The organism is Verrucomicrobiota bacterium (assembly GCA_037139415.1).
In the GTDB taxonomy this organism is placed as follows: Bacteria; Verrucomicrobiota; Verrucomicrobiia; order Limisphaerales; family Fontisphaeraceae; genus JBAXGN01.
In genome coordinates this window covers 24,573-49,586 of record JBAXGN010000031.1, presented here as the reverse complement: position 1 = coordinate 49,586, position 25,014 = coordinate 24,573, and the positions used below count along the sequence as shown (strand labels likewise).

16 protein-coding genes are annotated in these 25,014 nt (G+C 59.9%); 7 read left to right on the top strand and 9 right to left on the bottom strand.

Annotated features, from left to right (window positions below):
• The first annotated feature begins 478 nt into the window (after positions 1-478).
• From WCO56_07630 to WCO56_07615, 4 genes are all read left to right on the top strand, one after another.
• Positions 479-2,569, top strand: a complete 2,091-nt coding sequence (locus WCO56_07630) for a S46 family peptidase (GenBank protein MEI7729427.1) — start codon at positions 479-481, stop codon at positions 2,567-2,569.
• 21 nt (positions 2,570-2,590) lie between these two features.
• On the top strand, positions 2,591-5,071 hold the full coding sequence (locus tag WCO56_07625) for an oligopeptide transporter, OPT family (protein MEI7729426.1): 2,481 nt from the start codon (positions 2,591-2,593) through the stop codon (positions 5,069-5,071).
• A 63-nt stretch (positions 5,072-5,134) separates the two neighbouring features.
• The gene (locus tag WCO56_07620; protein MEI7729425.1) at positions 5,135-5,686 is read left to right on the top strand and encodes a hypothetical protein; all 552 of its coding nucleotides are present in this window, start codon (positions 5,135-5,137) and stop codon (positions 5,684-5,686) included.
• A 9-nt stretch (positions 5,687-5,695) separates the two neighbouring features.
• Positions 5,696-6,292, top strand: coding sequence for a type II secretion system protein (locus WCO56_07615; GenBank protein MEI7729424.1), 597 nt, complete (start codon positions 5,696-5,698; stop codon positions 6,290-6,292).
• A 27-nt stretch (positions 6,293-6,319) separates the two neighbouring features.
• Here the strand turns inward: WCO56_07615 and WCO56_07610 are convergent, their stop codons facing one another.
• From WCO56_07610 to WCO56_07600, 3 genes are read right to left on the bottom strand one after another with little or no spacing between them, the layout of a single operon-like run.
• Positions 6,320-6,943, bottom strand: coding sequence for a DUF2238 domain-containing protein (locus WCO56_07610; GenBank protein MEI7729423.1), 624 nt, complete (start codon positions 6,941-6,943; stop codon positions 6,320-6,322).
• Between the two features lie 18 nt (positions 6,944-6,961).
• Complete coding sequence (locus WCO56_07605) at positions 6,962-7,414, bottom strand: hypothetical protein (GenBank protein MEI7729422.1); 453 nt, start codon at positions 7,412-7,414, stop codon at positions 6,962-6,964.
• A 1-nt stretch (position 7,415) separates the two neighbouring features.
• The gene (locus tag WCO56_07600) at positions 7,416-9,068 is read right to left on the bottom strand and encodes a hypothetical protein (protein MEI7729421.1); all 1,653 of its coding nucleotides are present in this window, start codon (positions 9,066-9,068) and stop codon (positions 7,416-7,418) included.
• A gap of 118 nt (positions 9,069-9,186) precedes the next feature.
• On the opposite strand from WCO56_07600, the gene WCO56_07595 reads away from it, so the two are divergent.
• Positions 9,187-10,164 carry a sugar phosphate isomerase/epimerase family protein gene (locus tag WCO56_07595; protein MEI7729420.1) on the top strand — a complete coding sequence of 326 codons (978 nt, stop codon included), beginning with the start codon at positions 9,187-9,189 and terminating at the stop codon, positions 10,162-10,164.
• A gap of 21 nt (positions 10,165-10,185) precedes the next feature.
• A complete protein-coding gene (locus tag WCO56_07590; protein MEI7729419.1) occupies positions 10,186-11,925 on the top strand; it encodes a hypothetical protein in 1,740 nt (579 codons plus the stop codon).
• A gap of 12 nt (positions 11,926-11,937) precedes the next feature.
• Here the strand turns inward: WCO56_07590 and nikR are convergent, their stop codons facing one another.
• From nikR to WCO56_07570, 4 genes are read right to left on the bottom strand one after another with little or no spacing between them, the layout of a single operon-like run.
• On the bottom strand, positions 11,938-12,366 hold the full coding sequence (gene nikR, locus WCO56_07585; GenBank protein ID MEI7729418.1) for a nickel-responsive transcriptional regulator NikR: 429 nt from the start codon (positions 12,364-12,366) through the stop codon (positions 11,938-11,940).
• A 3-nt stretch (positions 12,367-12,369) separates the two neighbouring features.
• The gene (locus WCO56_07580; GenBank protein MEI7729417.1) at positions 12,370-13,011 is read right to left on the bottom strand and encodes a lysophospholipid acyltransferase family protein; all 642 of its coding nucleotides are present in this window, start codon (positions 13,009-13,011) and stop codon (positions 12,370-12,372) included.
• The gene (gene cmk / locus WCO56_07575; GenBank protein MEI7729416.1) at positions 12,995-13,666 is read right to left on the bottom strand and encodes a (d)CMP kinase; all 672 of its coding nucleotides are present in this window, start codon (positions 13,664-13,666) and stop codon (positions 12,995-12,997) included. The genes WCO56_07580 and cmk overlap by 17 nt, the downstream gene beginning before the upstream one ends.
• Positions 13,667-13,692: 26 nt before the next feature.
• The gene (locus tag WCO56_07570; protein MEI7729415.1) at positions 13,693-14,976 is read right to left on the bottom strand and encodes a 3-phosphoshikimate 1-carboxyvinyltransferase; all 1,284 of its coding nucleotides are present in this window, start codon (positions 14,974-14,976) and stop codon (positions 13,693-13,695) included.
• Between the two features lie 286 nt (positions 14,977-15,262).
• On the opposite strand from WCO56_07570, the gene WCO56_07565 reads away from it, so the two are divergent.
• Positions 15,263-19,597 (top strand): amylo-alpha-1,6-glucosidase, encoded by a 4,335-nt coding sequence (locus WCO56_07565; GenBank protein MEI7729414.1) that lies wholly within the window; start codon positions 15,263-15,265, stop codon positions 19,595-19,597.
• Positions 19,598-19,703: 106 nt separating this feature from the next.
• Here the strand turns inward: WCO56_07565 and gyrA are convergent, their stop codons facing one another.
• Positions 19,704-22,394 carry a DNA gyrase subunit A gene (gene gyrA / locus WCO56_07560; protein ID MEI7729413.1) on the bottom strand — a complete coding sequence of 897 codons (2,691 nt, stop codon included), beginning with the start codon at positions 22,392-22,394 and terminating at the stop codon, positions 19,704-19,706.
• A 6-nt stretch (positions 22,395-22,400) separates the two neighbouring features.
• Entirely contained in the window at positions 22,401-24,947 is a 2,547-nt protein-coding gene (gene gyrB, locus WCO56_07555) for a DNA topoisomerase (ATP-hydrolyzing) subunit B (GenBank protein ID MEI7729412.1), read from the bottom strand.
• Positions 24,948-25,014: the final 67 nt, after the last annotated feature.

Genomic DNA, 25,014 nt, shown 5'->3' with positions numbered 1-25,014 from the left:
TAAACCTAAAAAAATGCGGTAAAATGCAGTTAATACATTCATCCCTTCAGGATGCGTCGGTTTTCTGGTGCGCACCGGTGGTCGCGCCCCGTGCCCCTCGCGACCGACCGGCTACTATATGTCATCCCTCACGGGATGAAACCGCGTGTCATCGCGCACCGCAACCCGGATGGCAATTAACAAGTAGCAGGCGAGGTAACGAGACTCAAACTTGCCGCGTAACCACCGCGTTGCGCGGAAGAAGTTAGAGCTTCCTTACGTCAGCTCCTACTGTGGCCGCAGGCGGGGTGAGGGGGTGGTTCGCATTGAGCGTTTGCAACCAGCGCACTTTGGATCGGCAATCCTGAAAACGGTTGCGGCACGGGGTCCATCGCCTTGCCTCTACAGCAACGCAGAGTTGGAATTACCGATTGCAGGTTGGCGGCGGGGGATTTATCTTGCGCAGGCGTGGCCGGGGGAATTCCCCTGCCGTGCATTTATGAAATTGAGCGATCATGTGAAGCCGTACACGGTTATGTTAAGCATGGGAATTGTTTTGGCCGGCCAGCCGACCGGCGCCGATGAGGGTATGTGGCTGTATAATCATCCGCCGCGCCAGTTGTTGCGCGAGCGCCATGGCTTTGAGCCGTCGGAGGCGTGGCTGGAGAATTTGCAGCGGGCGTCGGTGCGGTTCAGCAGCGGCGGATCGGGGGAGTTCGTCTCGCCGGATGGCCTGGTGCTGTCCAATCACCACGTGGGCTCGGATTCGCTGCAGCGGCTCAGTTCCAAGGAGCATGATTATCTGCACGACGGCTTTTATGCGCGGACGCGCGCGGAGGAGAAGCCGTGCCCCGGCTTGGAGTTGAATGTGCTGGAGAGCATTGAGGATGTCACGGCGCGGGTGAACGCGGCGATTCCGCCCGGCATGGCGGATGAGGCGGCGTTCGCGGCGCGGCGGGGCGTGATTGCGGCGATTGAGAAGGAGTCGCTGGAGAAGACGGGGCTGCGCAGCGATGTGGTGACGCTGTATCAGGGCGGGCAGTATCATTTGTATCGCTTCAAAAAATACACGGATGTGCGGCTGGTGTTCGCGCCGGAGGAGCAGGCGGCGTTCTTTGGCGGGGACCCGGATAATTTCGAGTATCCGCGCTTTGATTTGGATATCTGCCTGTTCCGCGTGTATGAGGGCGGCAAGCCGGTACGGCTGAAGCATTATTTGAAGTGGAGCGCGGCGGGCGCGGCGGAGGGTGAGCTGGTGTTCGTCAGCGGGCATCCGGGGCATACGGACCGCTCGCGGACGGTCGTGGAGCTGGAGTATCAGCGGGATGTGCGGTTGCCGCGCGAGTTGCTGCGGGTGAAGCGGCTGGAGGTGTTGCTGGGGGTCTTCAGCGAGCGCAGCGCCGAGAATGCGCGCCGCGCCAAGCCGGAGTTGTTCGGCCTGAAGAATGTGCGCAAGGCGGATGACGGGGTGCTGGAAGGGTTGCAGGATCCCACGGTGCTGGAGCGCAAACGTGCCGCCGAGCAGAAGCTCCGCGCCGCCGTGGCGGCGAACCCCGCGCTGGCGCCGTGCGCCGGGGCGTGGGACCGCATCGCGCAGGCGCAGCAGGTGATCGGCACGAACGCGCTGAAGTATAATTTGCTGGAGCACGCGCACGGGTTCCACAGCGAGTTGTTCAGTTACGGCCGGCAGTTATTGCGCGCCGCCGAGGAGCGGCAGAAGCCCAACGGCGAGCGGTTGGAGGAGTACAGCGATTCCAGCCGGGAATCGTTCGAGTATGACTTGTTTGCCGAGCAGCCGATTTACGCCGATGTGGAGACGCTGAAGCTGGCGGACGGGTTTGCGCAGCTCGCCGTCGAGCTGGGCTACGGGCATCCGCTGGTGCAAAAGGTTTTGGCGGGCAAATCGCCGCGCGAGCGGGCCAGCGAGCTGATCCGCGGGACGAAGCTGGGCGATGCGGCGGTCCGCAAGAAAATTTACGAGGGCGGGCTGCCTGCCCTGAATGCGGCGAAGGATTCCATGATCGAGCTGGCACGCCTGGTGGACGCCGAGGCGCGGGCGGCGCGCAAGGTCGTGGATGTGCAGCGGGAGATCCAGCAGCAGGCGCACGCGCAAATCGCCAAGGCGCGGTACGCGGTCGAGGGCGACAGCGCGTACCCGGACGCCACGTTCACGCTGCGCCTGGCCTTTGGCCTGGTGAAGGGCTATGAGGAGGATGGGCGGAAGATTCCGCACCAGACAACCCTCGCCGGGCTGTACGCGCGCGCCGCCGAGCATCATAACGAGCCGCCCTTTGACCTGCCGCCCAAGTGGGCCGCGCGCCGCGCGAAGTTGAACCTGGACACGCCGTATAATTTCGTGTGCACGGCGGACATTGTGGGCGGCAATTCGGGCAGCCCGGTGGTCAACCGCCAAGGCGAATTCGTGGGGATCATTTTTGATGGCAACCTGCAATCGTTGATCGCGGATATCCAGTACACCGATGAGCAGGGCCGCGCCGTCTCGGTGCATTCAAGCGCGATTATCGAGGCGCTGACGAAGGTTTATGATGCCGCGCCGCTGGCTGCGGAGCTGCTCGGCAAAAAGCCGTAAAACACGCCCCGCCCTGACGCCATGCAAAACCCAGAACCACCGGCCAGCCGCCCGGCCCCGCCCCCGGCGTTTGAGCCGTACATCCCCGCGTCGGTCCGCCTGCCGGAGTTTACCGTCCGCGCGCTGATCCTGGGGACGATTCTGGGGATCGTGTTCGGTGCGAGTTCGCTGTATCTGGTCCTTAAGGTGGGCCTGACGGTCAGTGCGTCCATCCCGGTGGCGGTGATCTCGGTGGCGCTGTTCCGGCTGGCGTCCAAACTGGGCGTCAAGGACGCCACAATCCTGGAAAACAACATCGTGCAGACCGCCGGGTCGGCGGGCGAGTCCATTGCGTTCGGCATTGGCGTCACCATGCCGGCCATTATGATCCTGGGGTTTGACCTGGAGATTTCGCGGGTGATGCTGGTGGCGGTGTTGGGCGGGCTGCTGGGCATTCTGATGATGATCCCGCTGCGGCGGGCGCTCATTGTGCAGCAGCATGGGCAGTTGAAATATCCCGAGGGCACCGCTTGCGCCGAGGTGCTGAAGGCGGGGGCTTCCGCCGAGTCCAAGGCCAACGCTTCTGCCTCCGCAAAGAAATCCATCCAGGCCGGGGAAATCAGCGCGCGGACCATTTTCGCCGGGTTCGGCATCGGACTGGCTTATAAGACGGTGATGCTGGTCTTTAAGGGCTGGAAGGAAGTGCCTGAGAAGATTTTTGGCGGGGTCTTTAAGTCGGGCTCGGTTTCGGCGGAGATTTCCCCGGAGCTGCTGGGCGTGGGGTACATCATTGGCCCGCGCATTGCGTCCATTATGTGCGCCGGGGGCGTGCTGTCGTACCTGGTGCTGATTCCCATGATCAAGTTCTTCGGCGATAACCTGACCGAGGCGTTGCCGCCGGGGCGCGACTTGATCAAGAACATGGGGCCGGATGAAATTCGCGGCGCCTATATATTATATATCGGCGCGGGGGCGGTGGCGGCGGGGGGCATCATCAGCCTGTTCCGCTCCCTGCCGACCCTGCTGCACGGGCTGAAGGCCGGCCTGGCGGATTTCCAGGCGGCGCGGGCGGGCCAGACTAGCGGCACGCGCACGGAGACGGATCTTTCCATGAAGTTTGTGATCGGCGGGATCGTCGTGCTGCTCGCGGCCATCCTCGCGGCCTCCACCCTGCACATGAACCTGCTCGGTGCGGTGCTCATTGTGGTGTTCGGGTTCCTCTTTGTGACAGTTTCCTCGCGGCTGACGGGCGAGATCGGCTCCAGCTCGAACCCCATCTCCGGCATGACGGTCGCCACGCTGCTGCTGACCTGCCTGATCTTCCTCGTGCTCGGCTGGACGGGGCCGGGCTACTTTGTCACCGCGCTCTCGGTGGGCGGTATCGTGTGCATTGCGGCTTCCAACGGCGGCACGACGTCCCAGGATTTGAAGACCGGCTTCCTTGTGGGCGCCACGCCGCGTCTGCAACAGATCGCGATCCTGCTTGGCGCGCTGGCCTCGGCCCTGGTGCTGGGCCCGATTCTGCTGCGGCTGAATGACGCCGCCACTGTCTATGTACCGCGCGTCACGCTGGAGCCGGAATCCGCGCTGCGGCTCGACGCCCGGCAGCTCGCGTCCTTGAAACCCTGGACCGCCCAGCCCGCGCCGCCACAACCCGGCGATTACCGCGAACTGCTCGTGACCGGCGAAAACGCCGCCGTGTTCACCAACCTGACGCCCGGCTGCTACGCCGTGGAGGCGGCGGGCAAAGCCATTTACCGCCGCGTGGAAAATTACCCGGCCACGCTGCAAGCCAACCCGGCGCAGATCACCAGGCAGAAAACCATCGCGGCCACCGCCGGAGTGCCCGCCGGGACGTATGACGTCTGGTACAAAACCGACGACACCGGCGGCCCCGCCGGTTGTTACCTGATCAATGCCCAGGGTGCGCCCGTCTGCCTTTCGGACCCCGGCATCAACGGCACGCATAAGTTCCGCCCGGATGGCAGCGAGGTGCAGAAGTTCGTCGCGCCCAAGGCGACGCTGATGTCGTACATCATCAAAGGCATTCTGGACCGCCGGCTTCCCTGGGCGCTGGTGATTCTTGGCGTGATGATCGCGGTGACGCTGGAGCTGTGCGGGATTTCCTCGCTTGCGTTCGCGGTGGGCGTGTACCTGCCGCTGTCCTCCTCCACGCCGATCTTTGTTGGCGGGCTGATCCGCTGGCTGGTGGATCGGCATCTGCGCCGGAGACTCAAGGATCACGACCTCACCGAGGAGCAACTGGTGGCGGAAGGCGACAAAAGCCCGGGCGTGCTAATGGCCTCAGGGTACATTGCCGGCGGCGCCATTGCGGGCATCGTCATCGCGTTCTGCGCCGTGGCACTGAGCGGATTTAATACCACGATGGAGCATTGGGCGATGGGCAACCCGTTCTACAATGGCGCGTATTCCGACGCACTTTCCCTGCTGCCCTTTGCACTCTTGGGCGTGCTCCTGTATTGGGCCGGGCACCAGCGCGCGGCTGCGGCGGGCGCGCCGTAAGGCCCTCTGAATTCCCCGAAAGTTGCGCATGACTTTGCAGGCAAGCAGCGGTAGAGTGGCGGCATGAAAAGCACACCGCAGCCAACCGCGCCACGCCGCCAGCCAATAAGCCGCGGCCGAAAGCTCGCTTGGGCGGGCGTCGTGGTGCTTCTCCTCATTGGGCTCGGCATCGGCTTCTGGGTGCATCGCTTTCACGATTACACGCCGGCGGTCGCCATGAAAGACATCCGCGCGGCCACCGGCTCGAAAAGCGTGGAGCAATTCATGCAGAAACGTTACGGGGCGATGACGGAGGCTGCCAACCGCGAGGAGGCTTTCCTGGACTTCTTCGAGGTGGGGCACGTCGAGGGGCTGCGCATCGTCGTCAGCCATCTGAAACCGGCGGCAAAGGAAAAGAGCATCGCCGCCATGGCCCGGTGGATCGCCGAATACCGGCGGACGCTTTCGCCCGACGAGAAAGAGGCGCTCCGGAACAAGCTGAATTCCGAGGCCGGGCGCGTAAAAATCAAACAGGCCACCGCCCAATACCTTTCGCAGGATGTGCGCTACCGCTCGGACAGCGCAGTCGTGGTGCGGGAACTCATGACCACTCTCACCGCCATCCAGCAACCCTGAGCCAACCCCATGCAACCGCCCCCTGCCCCAACCGCAATTCCCAGCCGCCCGGCCCACATATACCGGAGCTGGGGCGCGCGGGGTTTCACCCTGATTGAATTGCTGGTAGTCATCGCCATCATCGCCATTCTGGCGGGGCTGCTGCTGCCGTCCCTGGGGAAAGCCAAGCGCAGCGCGCGCAGCGTCGCCTGCCTGAGCAATCTGCACCAGATTGGCCTGGCGCTGGACCTCTACGTGCAGGACAACGACAGCCACCTGCCCGTCTGCGCCCAGATGCCGAGCCTGAACACCAACCTGCCGTCGCTGGTCACCCTGCTCAACCCAAACCTGAATTCCAAAAGCGTCTTTCAATGTCCCGCCGACCAGACGGTCTTTCCCGTCGAGCAAACCAGCTACGAGTGGAACACCTTTCTCAGCGGCGCTTCCTATGATCGGCCGCAGGATTGGTCGCCCGCCACCCAAGCCGTCGTGGAGTTGGTTTTCGGCGGACGCATTAATACCCCGCTGATCGGGGATTCGGCAGCTTTCCACGACGCGGAGGGGATTTGGACCGGCAAGAACGCGCTATTCTTTGAGGGGCGCGTGGATAAGACCAAAACCAAATAGGCCGGGCGGCCACCGGAAAAGCGTCATTCACCGCTGCGCTGCGCCAGCAGTTCCGAGCTTTTCCATTTGCCGGTCTTGAAAGTTGCCCAGCGTCGCCAGTGAAAGAACGGACCCGATCAGGCACATGAACATGTCCCACTGGGTGTCCCAGGGATCGCCCTGCGTGCCGAGAAAGTCGTTGGCGGCATCCCCGGTGGCCACGGCCACCCACCATTCGATCAGCTCATAAAAGGCACTGCCAGCCAGGCATACGCAAACGCACAGGAAAAACAGCCAGCCACCGCGCGGCACGCGCACCACGCGGATCAGAATCTCGCGCATGACCAGGGCCGGAACGAATCCTTGCGCGAGATGCCCGAGCCGGTCGTAATGGTTGCGCGCCAAACCGAACAGGTCCTTGACCCAATCCCCCAGCGGAACCTTGGCATACGTGTAATGCCCGCCCACCATCAGGATCAAGGCGTGCGCGGCCAGCAGATAATACACCAGCGGCGTGAGCGGGAAACGCCGGTGCGTAAAAAGCAGCAGCCCCACTCCCAGCCAGACCGGCGCATTCTCCAGCGCCCAAGTGAGGCGGTCCGCCTTGGGCTGGATTCCCAGCAGCACATTGGCCGCCAACACCAGAACGATCAGGATGCGGAATAGTTGCATAAATGGATTTTGTTCACGTCATGGCACCCGTTGCAATATCCAATTTCCTCGTGCATCCGCCAAGTCCAGTCCGGACGGTGTGATTTCAGTCAGCACGAGCCTGTCTCCCGCGATGGAAACTCTGAGCGTCACCACGCGCCCTTGGAAGCGCAATCCTTCAGCAAAGGTAATTTTGAGCGAATGCTCATTCACGAGGGAATAGCGATTGGTCACGGGCTGGCTACCACCCTGACTCAGCTCTTTACCGCCAACCGTTTTGGCGCTCACCTCGACGCCCCCTTGGGTGATCAGCGTCCCGTCCGGACGGAAATCGAAAGTCATCACGCCCGGTCCAGACTTTTGCGCTTGCGTCAGGCCAAAGGCACTCGATGGCCCGGACGCCTGTTGCCACTTGCCGACGATGGTTGCCTGCGGCTTGGGCGAACAAGATATCAAGCAGACCCCAAAAATGACAGCCAGCAGTATTTTCATATTATCCTAGCCGGTAAATTGTCACCACCGTTAGCACCCCCGCCGCCTCACGCCGCTCCTCGGTGTACTGAACACCGCGTAGAAGGCGCAAATCCTCTGCGTGGAAAGAATCCGCGCTGGCCACATGCCGTTTGGATGTGCGCGGGGCGCGCCGCAAATCCGGGTTGGCGGGTAGTCCCGTGAATCGGTCCGTCACCCGCACCTCATCCTTGCTGAACTCAATCTGGCGGCAGAAACGGACGGGCGACTGCGGTTTTTTGAAAATCAGCAGGCGTTTCAGCATCTGGATGATCTGACGTCCGAATACCAGACTGAGTCCGCGCAGCGCGATATGGGAAAATGGACTGCTGGCGGTCTCGCGATGCACATACAGGGAGCCTTCCACGGCAGCGGTTTGATTCTGGCAGGAAAATTTCCAATCATCGCTCCACCAATGCGAGATATGCTGGCCATCCGAGGCGAAATAAATCCAACCAAAATCCGCCAGCACGGATGCGCCACGAGCCGCGGTGATGATACCGCCTTTACGCAGAGCCACCAGACCATGCCAACCACCCGCCTGAACGTTCTCGCGAACGAGCCAATATCCCGCACCGGGCAGCATTTGGTTGGACGGAAACGTTGCTGCCACTGGACTGATAGTCGGCGTTTGATCTTTCGCAGGCGCATCACCCGTCTGACGTGAAATCCAGGCTAGGACGCGCACGACGGATTGCCCGATGTAATGGCAGCAATACCGGTCATCCACGGCAGCAAAGAAATGGCTGGGATCAGCGGCGTTGCCGAAAAGGCGTTCGACAGTGGCGGTCAAACCGGGATTGGCGAAACTGGCATCTAGCGAGGCGCGCACCAACCCGTACGGCACCAGGTAATCGGTGTTACGGGCGTTATGCAGGCCCACGGCCACGCGCCCCGAATCGGTCACCGTGACAATGAACGCAAGCGCACGCTGAATCGCCCTGGCGAACCGGGCATCCCCGGTGGCGTCCAGCAAATCAAACAGGCAATCCAGCGTGACCGCGAGATAGCCCAAATCCGGCCCGCCATATTCACGAAACCAACCCTCGTCGTGTTGTAACGCCAAACTGCGGGTGATCCATTCCTCAAAGCGCGCCGCCGCGACCAGTTCGGGCGCCACCTTGCGAACCCAGGCTAGCGCGGCCAGCCCGGCAACCTGCTGATTGGCGGCTTCGGATTCAAAGCGAATCTGCAATTGCCGGGCGGCCACCCGCAAGCCGGGCAGCACGTCCCCCACCGGTAGCGCCTGTTCCGCCACCAGTTTGGCCACCGCCAGCGTGGAGAATGCCAGGGGAGGATAGCCTTCCTCCCAGGGATAATACTCTTCGAAGGCGCGGAACTTGATGGCCCGCTGATTCCAAAAGCGGCACGAAGCGGCTGCCAAAGCGCGCAACGCCGGAGCGTCCTCGCGCCACGCCTCCAGCGCAGCCGCCTGCCAAAGCGCGTAGCCGCCCTGCTGGAGAATCAACGAAGGGAAATCCCGGATCTTGTAATGCCACCAGTCGCGGTCGGCCGCGCCGTAGCACGGGCTGTTGGGATCGCGGCAGATCGCCGTGAGAATGCGCGGCAACATGCGACTGGCCACCGCTGCCAGCGCACTCTGTATTTCCGCCTTCACCTGTGGCGCTTGGTTCATGCGCCAAGCCTAACCAGGAATACATGGGCTTGTCGAGAGGGCAGGAATACTTGGCGTGCCTTATTCAATCCGATAACCTGAACTTGTATTTTGGTTGGATCCGATCATAGTTACGGCCATGAAGCACTTGCATCACCGACGGGAGTTCCTGGCCTCAGCCACCACCATGGCAGCGGGTGTGGCGATTGGTTCCCAAGTATTGACCAGCCAGGCACAAGAAACCACCTTCAAGACCAAACTATTTAAGGCGGTCATCGCTGAAAAAAACACAGAGGCAGCACTGGAGAAACTAAAGGCTGCCGGTTACGATGGGGTGGAAGGAGGGGTCATTGGCCCGGAAGAGGCGGCCAAGTGCCGGGTGCTGGCCGATAAGGTTGGCCTGCGGATTCATTCGGTCATCCGTGGGTGGGCGGAATTTAACAGCCCGGATAAGGCCAAGGCGCAGGCCACATTCGATAAAACCGTGCTGGCGCTGGAAACCGCCCAGGCGTTTGGCGCGGATGCCGTATTGCTGGTGCCGTGCCGCATCGGTGGCGTGAAGACGCCGGATCCGTGGGACTTCGACATTGAATTTGACGCGCAAACGGGACATTTGAAACGTGTGGTCAAAGGGGATAACGCACCTTATGCCGAGTATATCAAGGCACACGATCACGCGGTGGACACATCGCGCGAATGGGTCAGCAAGTTAATCCCAATCGCCGAGAAAACCAACGTGAAGGTCGCGCTGGAAAACGTGTGGAACAACCTGTGGGTGAAACCGGCGGTCTTCAAACAGTTTGTGGAATCGTTCGGGAGCCCGTGGATTCGTGCTTATTTCGACATCGGCAATCACGTGAAGTATGCGCCATCCGAGGAATGGATCACCACGCTCGGCGGACTGATTGTGAAGTTACACGCGAAGGATTTCAAAGTGGATCGTGCCGCCAAGAGTGGTGGCAAGTTTGTAAATATTCGCGAGGGCGACGTCAATTGGCCGCTGGTGCGGCAAGCGCTGGAGAAAGTTGGTTATACTGGTTTCCTGACCATCGAAGGCGGGCAATGCACACTGGAAGAGAATAGCCAGCGGTTGAGCCTGATTTTCGGCGGCAAATAATCGGAACTGTGCGGGAACGCCATGGCGCACACGGTCAAAACGAAGACTGACGGCCGTAAGCCGGCACTGCCTGTGCGCGCGTCTCTGCCCACGACAGCAGTGCGCATGAATCTGTTGGGGGTGGAGTATTTCCACCTGAAAACGGAGGATGGTGGCGATCTATTCCTAACCCAGTACGGCTGCCCGTTCTGGGAACATCTGCAGCCGCATAATTGGTACGCCCGGGATTGGTTTGAAACCAAGCGGGAACGGCTCTTGGGCACCAGCACTGTGTATCGTTTACCCACGAAGGAGGTGGGCGGCGTCAGTCTCCACCTGGTAGTCAAATGGTCCCGCGTCGGCGAGGTGATTCCCGTGGATACCCTGACCATGAATAAATTTATTCATGCCGAATTCAACAGTCCGTTCGAGGAGTTCTCCTTGCTCATGGAATTACGCAAAGGAGAGTATGGTCCGCCTGATATTCGTATCCGCACTCAAAAACCGCTCGCCATCTATGTGCCCTCTGAGCGCCTGCAATTCTGGCAAACCGGACGCTCGGAAGACAAAATGGCTGCGAAGCTGGCGCGTAGTCCGGGGGTGGAATTGGATATCCTACGGCAATACGTGGTAATTTATGGCTGGGTCAAGGGGCTGGACTTGGTGGAAACTGCGGATTTATTCCAACTCGAAGGGACGGCGCGAAATCAAATGCTAGCTGGCATGACCAGTCTGGTCATCCACGAATTGGAACAAAAAGGCTACCGGGTGGTGGATATGAAGCCCGCCCATGTGATCGTGCGTCCCCAGCCGGATTTTTCCCTGATGCGAGATCGTCATCGCCAGATCGTCTATGCGTTGATTGATTATGAACTGATGTTACGAACGGAAGAACACGAGCAGGCGGTTCGCAGCGCCAACCGCCAGTATTACCTCAGCCACATGGCGCGCCGTTTTGAGGATAACGCCAGTAATCCACTGCCATCACATCTCAAAGCAGTCAATATTCTCGGCGTGGATTATATTTACGGCCATGCCGAAAGCACTGGGGGGCTGATGTGGGTGGTGGGCAAAGATCCTGAGCTGTTTAATTTCTTCCTGCCGGAACGCTGGCGGCGCACGCCCAAAAACCCGCTGGCAGACCATTCTCAGGCGGCGCACACACGCACCAAGGACAATGTCAACTTGGTGTGGAAAATCTCCCGTTTGGGGTTGCGTCCCGAAGTACCCGATGATAGCTCGAATTCCCGTGCCATCCTTGAGCATGGCTTCAACAACCCGTTCGAGGCGTTTTCGTATGCCATGGAAATTGCCCGACGCGGCGGGCGCACTACCTATCCGCGAGCCATTTACATGACGGGGCACAAAACGGAGACCCAACTGGTAGATCTGCGGCACTACACGCCGCTGGCGGATCTACGGACGCCCGATGGCCATCCGGTGCTGCGTCAGGATCATGATTACATCACTATCTGGGGTTGGTGGAATGGCCCCGACCAACAGCTCGCCGACCATGATACAGGGCATTACCGCAGTTTAAACCTGCACCAAGCCCAGGAAATGAAGTTGCTCTCGGCAACCGAGGTGGTGGGACTATTGGAGCACGCCCGCCTTCGTTTAGCCCGATTCGGTTTTGAAGATCTCAACCTGGAGCCCGAGCATTTGCTAATCGCCTTCGATGCAAAAAAACAGTTGGTACTCGATACGTTTGGAAAACCAGAGCTGCGCTTGTGCAATTTTGAATTGGTCCGCCCATTGGCAGCGGACGTTCCCACGGCTTGAACTTAAACTAATTCAACCCGGTAAATCCTTGCCGGTGGAGGTAATGGTCAACTTGCCGTGCTTGATGCCTTTTACGGAAAGCAGGCGTTCAGCCAGATGTTTTACCGCAGCGGTGCGTCCGCGCAGCACCAAGACTTCAAGACAGTTATGGTGGTCCAGGTGGACATGCAGCGTGGAGATAATGGCAGCATGATGATCATGTTGCGCGTCGGTCAACTCCGCTTGCAAATTCGGTTTATGATGATCATAAACCAGCGTCACGGTACCGGCGATTTCCTTGTCGTCCGTGTCTTGAAATTGATCCACCAGGCGATCCCGGATCATCTCCGCCACCGCTTGGGAACGATTGGCAAAACCCTTGGCTTTCACCATAATATCCAGCCCCTTCAATAACTGAGGCGGCAGGGATACGGTGAAACGGGCGGCAAGCTGGTGTTTCATGACTCAAGACTCTTGGCTTGGTTTTAAGGCGGCAATTCCTGATATGATATCATCCGAAATTATCTGGTAAATCTCGCGCAGACGTTCCTTGGTGCAATGGTCCGCTTCGGCCCGCAATTCTTTAAAATACATGGGCTGCCCAAAGGTGGTTGCCATGCGATGGCGCGGACGCGGGAAAATCATTTTGCGATTCCACGCCTCATACGTGCCGAAGACGCGCACCGGCACCACTGGAGCGCGGGATTTGACGACGATCAAACCCAGGCCGGACTTTACCTTTTGCAACTGGCCATCAAACGTGCGCGTGCCCTCGGGAAAAAGCACGATGGCATTTCCTTTCTTCAAGCGTTCGATGATGGCTATCATTCCTTTCGGGCCGCCTCCTTCGCGGTCAACAGGGACCGCGTTCCAGGCCCGTATCACCGGTCCCAACGGGAAGAAAAAGGCGCTTTGTCGGGCAAGGTAGTACACTTCCCGATCCAGTGAGGACCCGACCAGGAACGGGTCATAAAAGCTGGCGTGATTGCTAGCGAGAATGACTGGTCCTTCCGACGGTACCCGCTCGGCGTGATAAATATCCTGGCCGAAATAGTAACGGCTGATCGCCCCGAACAACAACTGGGCAAATTTATAGGTGGCTTTCAAGTCGTTTTTGCACTTCGGCAATGATGCGGTTGGAGGTTTGCTCCGGCGTATCGCCGGAATTATTAATCACCACGGCGCCGAGGGGAATCATCAACGGCGCAGCGGCGCGCTGGCTGTCCCGCTGGTCGCGGGCGGCGAGATTCTCGTTGACCCCGTCGGCTTCCCGTCGGCGGGTACGCTCTGCCAGGCTGGCATCCAGGTAAAATTTATAATCCGTCTCGGGGAACACATTAGTGCCAATATCGCGTCCCTCCATCACTAGGTCGCCGAACTGGATGCAACTGCGCTGGGCGTTTTTCATCCAATCACGCACCTTGGGCACGGCGGCAACGTGCGGCACGGCGGCGCTGGTTTCGGCGGTGCGGATTTCTTTTTCCGGGTAGTACCCCTCCACGTAGAGGCGCACAGATCGAATATCCCCGGTGAGCTCGCATTTCAGCTCGGTTTTCCAACGGCGGCAGGCGTTGCCCACAGCCTTGGCGTCATGGATATCGAGCCCCTTGCGCAGGCAGTACCAGGCGAGGGTCCGGTACATGGCGCCGGTATCCACATACACGTAGCCGAGTTTGCGGGTGATCAGTCGGGCATTGGTGCTTTTGCCACTGGCGCTGGTGCCATCAATCGCCACAACGATGTTTTGTTTGGTGCCGCTCATGCTTCAAATAATCTGTTTCAGTCAATTTAAATGGTCGTCAAATCGCCACCGCTCAATACGCGTCCGGTGGCTGCGTCCCGGATGGTCGCACCCAACCCGGCAGGGGTTGGCGCGGCCAATTTCGCAAAAAAGTTCGGAAACGTTTTGTTCACGCAGGCGGGATTCTTGATTTTAATACCGGGAACATGCAATCCCAGAATTGCAAAACACATCGCCATGCGATGATCATGATACGTCTCAATTTCCGCGCCGTGCAACAGGGAGGGAGTGATTTCCAGGGTATCGCCCGCTTCCACAACGTTCGCGCCACACTTGGTTAATTCGGTTTGCAGCGCCTTGACGCGCTCGCATTCCTGCACGCGCAGGCGGCCCAGATCCGTGAAGCGGGTGGGCGCAGCAGCGAATGGGGCAAGCACAATGGCCGTCATGATGCTATCACCCAGGTGACGACTCCGGGAAAGCGTGTTGGGCAAGGGCAGATATTGCGGAAACGCCGCGTCAATCTGCCAGCCGGAATCCGGCCAGCGCGCCACGCTGACACGATGCTTTCCGCCCCCCGCCGGGGACGGCAGGGCGTTGACGCCCCAGAAATAACTGCCGCCAGAGGCATCCGGTTCAACCGTGAACGCGCCGCCGGTGGGCGGGAATACGTCGCATAACTGGCGCGTCATTTCCACGTAGGGTGATTCCTCTTCGTTATCGCCGGCGATCGTGACGTGCCAACCGCCGACACCGGCACCCAGGAGCAGCGCGGAGGCGAACTGCGAACTCTCCGCAAGGCTCACCTGACACGAGCCCCGGCGCGGGCCGGAGCCGTGGATGACGGCAGGCACCTTGCCGCCGGGCGCATCCACGCGATAACCCAACGCGCGCAGGGCGTCAAAGAGCGCGGCCTGCGGGCGCTCGTGCATCCGCGGCACTCCGTGCAACCGATAGACACCGTGGCCCAGACAGACCATGGCCGCAAGAAAACGCGCCGCCGTGCCCGCGTTCCCGACAAATAATTCCAACGGCTTTTCTTCCGTCCCGCCCAGCGGTATCTTTCCGCCCAAACCCTGGATCACCAGTTGGCGGTTGGCGAATTCCGCAGCATCAGGGTGAACGTGAACGGCAAACCCGAGTTTGCGAAGGCAATCCACCATCACTTGCGTATCCTCACTCCACAAGGCCCCATTGAGCTGGTAGGGACCCTCGCCCAACGCCGCGAGCACCAGCGCGCGGTTCGTAATGCTCTTCGATCCCGGGACGGTGAGGTTCGCCTGGACCGGATGGGTCAGCGGAACGATTTCGATCAATTCAGGCAGCGACATGGGAAACAAGGCTGAGGGTTGACCCGTCGAATGAATAAGACAAATGCCGCACCATTATGCCAAGACATTCCCGCGAGACGGTCGGCGTCTCGCCGGCGACACCTGAACTCTGATGGTGATGCGGCACAATCATGCTGGGAGAATACTAATCCTTTAAAGCCAGTTTCGCCAACTGGAAAGAAGCGCCGGTTAGTTTGCGAAATTCATGATGGCGTTTGACCGGGGGTTTTGGTACTGAATCTGACGCGCTCACGAGCGCGATGATTTGAGCGCACACTAATATAATATGCCAGACTTGCACATGACGCCCGGCTGCGGCGAACGCTTGGCGAAGTTCGTCGGGGATCAACTGCGTTTCACCCTGCAAGACCGCACTGGCGGGGCAGGCGCGCCAGGCTGGCGCGCGTTTTTGCGCACCAATCTGGGGCGCGCGGAGCTGTTGCGCAATGAAGTCGTGCAAGCCCATTTCCAAAAGGCTCCGCTGGCCGGCGCTTCCTGGCGCGATGTCCCGATGGTCGCCGGAGCATCCGGCTGGGAACTGGTGCTGCCGCTTTCCGAAGTCGGCTTTTTCAGCGCCAAAGCGTATTTGCTCGATCCCGATGGTTTTCAGCACTGGCCGTGGGGACCGGACTTCGGTGTATCCGTGAACCCGAATGACACGCGCACCGCGAATTTGATTTACTGCGCGTTTCCCCGTTTGTTTGGCGATACCCGCGAGCGGCAAACCGCCAATGACAAGGCTTTGGAGCCTGCCATGCAGCAATTGGACGAACAGGATTTCACGGTCATCCCGCCGTCGGGCAAACTGCGCGATCTGACGCGGCAGTTGCCCCACATCTTCGGGAAGCTGGGCTGCCGCATTCTGCATCTGTTGCCCGTGAATCCCACACCCACGGTCTTTGCGCGCTTCGGGCGTTATGGCAGCCCGTACGCGGTGCAGGACTTGACGGCCATTGATCCCGCGCTCGTGGAATTTGACTGCCGAACCACCGGGCTTGATCAATTCCAGGAATTAGTGCGCGGCGTACACCGGCACGAGGGGAAATTGTTTCTGGACCTGGTGATCAATCATACCGGCTGGGGGGCACCGCTGTGGGAGAATCATCCGGAATGGTACCGGCGCCTGCCGAACGGCGAATTTGAAAGCCCCGGCGCGTGGGGGAACATCTGGCGGGACCTGGTGGAACTGGACCAGCGGTTCCCGGCGTTGTGGGCCGAGCTGGCCGAGGTTTTCCTCACCTGGTGCCGACGGGGGGTGGATGGCTTCCGTTGCGATGCCGGCTACAAAATTCCCGTGGTCGTCTGGCAGCATATCATTGCCCGAGTGCGACAGGAATATCCGGAGACGATCTTTTTACTCGAAGGCCTCGGCGGAGCGTGGGAAGCGACGGACACATTGCTACACGAGGGCGGCATGCAGTGGGCGTACTCCGAATTATTTCAAAACTACTCGGGCGCGGAGGTTTCAAAGTACCTGGACTACGCCTTGGGCCAATGCCGGCGCACCGGACTCTATGTGCATTACAGCGAGACGCACGACAACGCGCGCCTAGCGGCGAAGGGTCAAGCCTGGTCGCTGCTGCGCAACCGGCTTTGCGCGCTGGCCAGCGTTTCCGGCGGGTATGGTTTTACATGCGGGGTGGAATGGCTGGCCGCCGAGAAGATCAATGTGCACGGCTGCACCGGGCTCGCGTGGGAAGCGGCGGAGAACCTGGTGCCGCAGCTCAGCCGCCTGAATCTGCTGCTGGCGGAACATCCCTGTTTCTTTGATGGCGCCGCCATCACCCGCCTCAGCGCGCCGGAGTCGCCGGTACTCGCGCTGAGCCGCGTCTCCGAGGAAGGCGCGGACCAGGTCCTGATCCTCGTCAACACCGATGTTGAGCACGCGCACACGGTGGAGTTCGCGCCCACGGCGCTGCCGTTTGAAAAACTGAAGGTGGACCTGCTGCATCAACACATGCCCCACCGGGGGCATGCGGACCATAAAATTCAGTTTCAACTGGAACCCGGCGCCGCGTATTGCCTCGCCGCCACGGAAAAGCCGCACGGTTTGGCGGGCGAGGCGTATCGCCGCGCGCGCGCGCAAGCCGCCTGGGCCGTCGCCGCGCTGGGGTGCGCGTTGCCGCTTGAGTATATCGGCGCGATTGACTGGCGGAAGCTAGCTGCCCTCGTTGAAACCTCGCCCAAGGCGTTTCTTGAAGCGCTCACCGGCCTGGATGCCACCCAACGCCTGCCGGACGTGCTCGGCGCGTTGGCGGAGTCCGCGCGCGCGCCGCGCTATGGCAGCGTCCTGCTGATCACTCAACTCGATGTCCTCCGCATCACGCCGGTACCGCCCGCGCACTGGCTGCTGGTGCGGGACACGGTTTCGTTCCGCGCCACACTGAAGTCCGGCGCTGGCAGCCGCGCCTTGAACCTGCAATCGTTCCCCGCGCAGGATGGGCATTTCGTCGCGATCCCGCCGGGGCAGCCGCTCGGGATGGCAGAACTGCAACTGGATCGCAACCACGCCACCGAGCCCGGCTGGCAGGCGCGACTGGAATTTCTCCCGGCGACACCCGATCTGCGCGTTCTGGAGATGGCCGCGGTGCGCACGCCCGATTCGCCGCTGAATCTGCCGCTGGTTTTGCTCACCAACGGCCTGGGCGGCATGGCCCGGCTCTGCGTGGACCTGGGCCGCACCACCTCCAAGTACGATTGCGTGCTGGGAGCCAATCTGAATCCGGAGTTCCCCGTGGATCGCCACGTCTTCGCCAAGCGTATCCGCATCTGGGTGAATGCCGATGGTTTCATCACGCCGCTCAACGCCGACAATCTGGTCGCGTTCGAGCCCGGCCCGCCGGCGGTCTGGCGCTTTGTCGCCAACGCCGGGGATGGCCGCAGCGTGGAAATCCAGATGCACGCCGGCATGGTGGAAGGGCGCAACGCCACCGTCCTGAAAATCCTGCGGCCCCCGACGCCGCCGCCGCTCGGCAGGGATTTGCCTGCCGCGTGTAACGTGCGCCTGACCGTGCGGGTGGATATCGAAGACCGCAACTTCCATTGGGAAACGCATCACAACGGCGGCGCGGAATATCACTTTCAATCCCACACCCACCTCTTGCAGGAATGCGCCGGGTTCGCGTTTCGCCCGGCGGCAGACCGGCAACTGACGGTCTCGGCCGATCACGGCTTCTATCATCATCAATCGGAATGGTCGGACAACCTGCCGCATCCCGTCGAACAGAGCCGCGGCATGCCGGGCAGCGGCGATGGCTACAGCCCGGGCTGGTTTGATCTCCCGCTGCGCAAAGGCGACGCCACGACCCTGATTCTTTCCGCCGAACCCCACGCGCTGCCCGCGCCGGAGGTTCAGAGCGCCGTCGCGCCCCGCAAACCGGCGGGGACGGATCCGCTCGACGACCGTCTGCTCGTCGCCGCCCGCGCTTTCCTGGTCCGGCGCGGCCAGGGCAAGACCGTCATCGCCGGTTACCCCTGGTTCCTTGATTGGGGCCGCGACACGCTGATTTGCGCGCGCGGGCTGCTCGCGGCCGAGTGGCGCACCGAAGTGCTGGAAATTCTGCGCACCTTTGCCCGCTTCGAGCAAAACGGCACGCTGCCCAACTCCATCCATGGCGACAACGCCACGAACCGCGACACCACCGACGCGCCGCTGTGGTTCGGCGTCCTGTGCGAAGACTTCGCCGAGACCGATCCCAAGTTCAATCCCAAGGCGTTCTATGCGCTCCCGGTGGATGATCAAGGGCGCACTGTGCGGCAGGTCCTGAAATCCATTGCGGAGCATTACCTCGCGGGCACCCCCAACGGCATCCGCGTGGACCTTGAGTCCGGCCTCGTCTGGAGCCCCTCGCACTTCACGTGGATGGACACCAACTTCCCCGCCGGCACACCGCGCGAAGGTTACCCGGTGGAAATTCAGGCGCTGTGGATTCGCCTCCTGCGCCAGCTCCACCGACTGGGCGAGACCCGCGACGGCCTCACCTACGCCGAATTGGCCGCGCGCGCGGAACATTCCTTTACCACCCGCTTCTGGCTGGAGCAACCGGGCTGGCTCGCCGATGTCCTGCTGGCCAAACCCGGCGTGTCCGCCGCGAACGCCGTGGTGGATCACGCGCTGCGCAGCAACGCGCTGCTGGCCGTCAGCCTGGGCCTGCTCAAGGGGGAACCGGCCCGCCGCTGCGTGGAAGCCGCGCGCCAATACCTGCTGGTGCCCGGCGCGGTGCGCTCCCTCGCGCCGTTGCCCGCCCAACCGCCGTATCCGATTCACGCCGCCGATGGCCGCCTGCTGAACAACCCGGCCGAACCGTACTGGGGACGCTACGAGGGCGACGAAGACACGCGCCGCAAACCGGCTTATCATAACGGCACGGCCTGGACGTGGACCTTGCCGGTGTTCTGCGAGGCGCTGGTGCGCGCGTACGAGCGCCAGCCGGAAGCCATCGCCGCCGCGCGCGCCTACCTGGGCGGCATGGCGCAATCCATGTCGCGCAACTGCCTCGGCCAAATCCCGGAAATTCTGGACGGCGACGCGCCGCATCAAGCCCGCGGTTGCGACGCCCAAGCCTGGGGCGTCACGGAAACCCTGCGCGTCTGGCGCTGGCTGGGAACGATTGCGTCTTGATAAACGCCCGGCTGAACGTGCAAGATCCAACACACGGCAGCAAATGACTGACGCCTCCCGCGAGTGAGCGGTGAGCGTTTAGCTATTCATTAGACTCGATTCGGTTTTAACTTGCCGCTGGCGCAATTGGCTCGGTTGGTGCGGGCGGAGCAGGCGATTCTTCCTCATCCCGCTCGGAGATGACCGGGGCAATGGCTTGCAGTTTATCGCCCTGCTCCAAGTTGATAAGCTTGACTCCCATGGTATTGCGGCCTGCTTCGCGAACATCTTTCACGAACGTGCGCACCATTTGACCACCGGAGGTGATAAGCATGATTTCTTCGCTGTCGCGCACCGTCAAGGCTCCGGCAATGCCGCCAGTCTTGTCGGTAGTTTTCATGGTAATGATGCCTTTGCCGCCGCGAGTTTGCAGGCGGTATTCATCAAACGCAGTGCGTTTGCCAATGCCGTTCTCACCCGCTACCAAGAGGGTGGCATCCGGTACAATGATGGCTAGAGCCACGACCACGTCTTTTTCATCCAGATCAATGCCGCGCACGCCCGTTGTGGCGCGGCCCATGGAGCGCACATCCTCTTCCGAGAACCGGATGCTCATACCTTCATGAGTGATGAGCACCACTTCGCTCTGGCCGGTGGTCATCTTGACATCAATCAGGGTATCGCCTGGCTCGATATTAATGGCGATAATGCCGCCTTTGCGCACATTGGCGAATTCCTCCAACGCCGTCTTCTTGACGGTACCTTTTTGAGTGGCAAAGAACAGGCAGCCCGGCTGCTGCCAAGTAAGGTCATCCTTGGTCGGACCGGTCTTGGAATTGATGCACATCATGGCCGCCACTTTTTCATTGGCCTGCATCTCGAGCAAGTTGGCGATGCTGCGGCCCTTGGCGGCACGCCCCATATCCGGCACCTCATACACCCGTTCCACATAGATGCGGCCCGTACTCGTGAAGAACATCAGGTAATCGTGAGTGTTGGCGGTAAATAGGTGTTCAATAAAATCCTTCTCCTCACCCTCAACTACTACGCCCTCCTTGGTGGCCATGCCAATCACACCCTTGCCACCGCGCCGCTGGGCGCGGTAATTAGAAATGTTGGTGCGTTTGATCAGGCTGTTGTGAGTGATGGTGATGATGACGCCCTCGTTGGCAATCAAATCTTCAATGGCCATCTCACCTTCATCCGGCATCAATTCGGTGAGGCGCGGAGTGGCGTATTTTTCTTTCACGCCGCGCAACTCGTCCTTGATGATGGCAAAGACGCGTTCCTCCCGCGCCAGGATGTCGAGCAAGTCCTTAATGAGTTCGATAAGCTTTTTGTACTCGGCCTCCACCTTGTCAATTTCCAAGCCAGTCAACTGATACAGTCGTAACTCGAGAATGGCATTCACCTGGTGCTCGCTGAGCGAGTAGCGTCCACTGATAAGTCGCGCCTCACTGCGTATCAAGATACCCAGAGTCTCGACTTGCGCGCGCGACCACTCAAACGCGAGCAGCTTGATCTTGGCTTCTTCACGCGTGCTGGAGCTGCGAATGATGTGGATGAACTCGTCCAGGTTGGCGAGCGCGATCAAGTAGCCTTCGAGCAGTTCGGCGCGTTCCTCGGCCTGACGCAACTCGAACCGGGTGCGGCGCAGGATGACCTCGCGACGGTGTTCGATGTAGCAGTTGATGAGTTCCTTCAGGTTCAGCGTCTTGGGCCGGCCATGATCAATGGCCAGCATGTTCACCGAGAAGCTGGTTTCCAACTGCGTCAACTGATACAGGTTGTTGACAACCACCTTGGGTATCCCGTCCCGCTTTAACTCAATGACCACGCGGGTGTTTTCATCCGATTCGTCACGAATGGCGGAAATATCAGTCAATCCCGGGGTCTTTTCATTCACCATTTCCGCTAGGCGCTCCACCAGCCCGGCGCGGTTGACGTTGTACGGGATTTCCGTGATGACAATCTGCTCCTTGTTACCCTTGAGTTGCTCGATCACCACCCGCCCGCGCGCCTTGATGCTGCCGCGTCCAGTGGTGAAGTATTGCTTAATGGCATCCAGCCCACACACTGTGCAACCGGTGGGGAAATCCGGCCCTTTGATGAACTTCATCAACTGCGGGATCGTGATGGCTGGATTATCAATCTGGGCGCAAACGCCGTCAATCACCTCGCCGAGATTATGCGGCGGGATATTGGTGGCCATGCCGACAGCGATACCGGTACCGCCATTGACCAGCAGGTTTGGAAATGCTGCCGGAAAAACCGTCGGTTCAGTGCGGGTTTCGTCGTAATTCGGAACAAAATCCACCGTATCCTTCTGCATGTCCACCATGAGGACCGCCCCGAGGTGCGCCAGCCTTGCCTCAGTGTACCGCATGGACGCCGGGGGGTCGCCGTCCACGGAACCGAAATTCCCCTGTCCTTCAATGAGACGATCACGCATCGCCCACGGTTGGGCCATGTGTACCAGCGTCGGGTAAATGGCCTGGTCGCCGTGCGGATGGTAATTACCCATGGTTTCGCCGACGATTTTGGCGCACTTGACATGCTTGCGATTAGGCTGCACGCCAAGGTCATTCATGGCATACAGAATGCGGCGCTGGGAAGGTTTGAGACCATCGCGCACATCAGGCAGCGCCCGCGAGATGATCACCGACATCGAATAATCAAGAAACGAGTTCTTGATCTCATCGGCGACGTTGATCTTGGTGATTTTCTCGTTGGCGGCAAACAGCGGCCTAGCGCCAACTGGTTGGGCTGGTTGAGGCGGTTGGCCTTCGTTCGGGGTGGGAATGGGTTGGTCGGACATGGTAAATTAAATATCCAGATTCCGGACGTTGAGCGCGTTATCTTCAATGAACTGGCGGCGGGGCTCGACTTCGTCGCCCATCAGCTTGGTGAACATGTCCTCGGCCTCGATGGCATCGGACAGATCAATCCGCAACAGCTTGCGGTTTTCCGGGTTCATGGTCGTTTCAAACAGTTCCTTGGGATTCATTTCACCCAAGCCCTTGAACCGCTTGATCTGGAGGCCGCGACGTCCGACTTCCTTGATGGAACTGAGAATTTCAGCGATGGAAAACAGCGGCTTGACCACCTCGCGCTCGCCTTCGCCCTCGATCAACTCAAAGAGCGGTTTGTCTTGCGCGGAGTAATGTTCCACGCTTAATCCTTTGCGGGAAATTTTGCCGAGCAACTCCGCCACCGACTTGCTCTCATGCAACTCGACATGCGTGGCGCGCCGCGTGGGTCCGGTCGGTTTGGCTTTTTCGACATGCACATTGGTGCCGTTTCCAGCTTCTTCGGTGTGCCCGTTGCCATTGACCGTCTCTGGTTCTTCGTCGCCGAACAGTTTTAAATCCGGATTTTCTTCGGCATACTTGGCGAACTCCGATTCGCGCACAAAGTAATGCACACTTTCACGATTACCTTCGCGCACTTTGACCAGGTGATTGGGCAACTCTTCACTCGTGGGATGCCGGTGTTCCAGGTAATCGGCAAAGTCGCCGCCGTGACGGCGCAACGCCTGGGCGTATTTGTCCAGCGTTTCGAGCAGGTCCAGAATTTCCGCGACCTGTTTTTGGCTGAGTTCGCTGCCGTTGGTGAGGTTGCGCAAGCGCACTTCCTCGGTGCCGAGCTGGATGAGAATCTTGTTTAACCGGGCATCGTCATCCACGTATTCGACGCGCTTTTTACGGGCAATCTGATAAAGGGGCGGTTGGGCGATATAGATGAAACCGCGTTTGATCAACTCCGGCATCTGCCGATAGAAAAACGTCAACAGCAGCGTGCGGATGTGTGATCCGTCCACATCGGCATCAGTCATAATGATGACCTTGTGATAGCGCAGCTTTTCGAGATTAAACGAACCTTCTCCCTCGCCATCTCCAATACCGGTACCCACGGCGGTGATCATGGTGCGGATTTCCGCGTTTTGCAGCACCTTATCCAGACGCGCTTTCTCCACGTTGATCAGTTTACCGCGAATCGGCAGAATCGCTTGAAAACGGCGGTCCCGGCCCTGTTTGGCAGAGCCACCGGCAGAGTCACCTTCGACGATGTACAGTTCGCAATTGGTCGGATCACGATCCGAGCAATCCGCCAGCTTGCCGGGGAGCCCGCCGCCGGTCATGGCGCTTTTGCGCACCGTTTCGCGGGCCTTGCGGGCCGCCTCACGCGCGCGCGCCGCCAGCAGGCTCTTCTCAATGACTTTCTTAGCCACCGCAGGATTGGCGTCAAAAAAGGTCATCATCCCCTCGTAGATGATCGAGGACACGATGCCGTCAATTTCCGTATTGACCAGTTTGACCTTGGTTTGCGATTCAAAACGCGGGTTAGGGAGCTTGACGCTCAGCACGCAGACCAGCCCCTCTCGCACATCGTCACCCGAGATGGCGGGATCCTTTTCCTTTAGTATATTATTTTGCTTGGCGTACTGGTTAATACCGCGTGTCAGCGCGGATCGCAGCCCGGTCAGGTGCGTGCCGCCATCGGGGTTCGGGATCGAATTGGCAAAGCACAGGATTTGATCGGTGTATGAATCGGTGTACTGCATCACACAATCCACGAACGCATCTTCATCCTGATTCTCCACCTTGATCGGTCGTTTGCCGACGAATGAGATCGGCTTGGCGTGCAGCGGGTTCTTATTCTTGGACAATTGCCGCACGAATTCCTCGATGCCATCCTTGTAAATAAAGGTTTCGCGTTTGTTATCCAGGCGCTCGTCCACCAGCACAATGACGACACCAGGGTTCAAAAACGCCAACTCGCGCAGACGGTTGGCAAGGCGATCAAACTTGAATTCGGTGGTAATGGTGAAAATCGTCGGGTCCGGCTTGAACGTAATCAGCGTGCCGGTGTGCTTGGACTTGCCGATGACCTCGAGTTTGCGCATGGTTTTGCCGCGCTCGAACGCCATGTGATAGACCTTGCCATCGCGGGAAACTTCCACCTTAAACCAATCTGAAAGCGCATTGACGCACTTGGCGCCGACGCCGTGCAGCCCACCGGAATATTTGTACGCGCCCTGCCCAAACTTGCCACCGGCGTGGAGGTTGGTGAGCACCAGTTCCACGGCAGGCATGTTCCACTTGGGATGCATGTCCACGGGAATGCCGCGGCCATCATCGCGGATGGACACCGATCCATCCATGTGGATGGCCACTTCAATCAGGTTACAATACCCAGCCAGATGTTCGTCAATGGAATTGTCGAGCACCTCGAACACGCAATGGTGCAGGCCGTTTTCATCCGGGTCACCAATGTACATACCCGGACGTTTGCGTACCGCTTCCAAGCCTTCCAGCTTGTCAATTTTTGACGCATTATAACTCTCAACAACTTCAGGCGCCGTGGACATAAAATATATATTCAATCACCGCATTCCGATACCTCGAATAGTGGTTAAAACTGCCATTCAGATACCG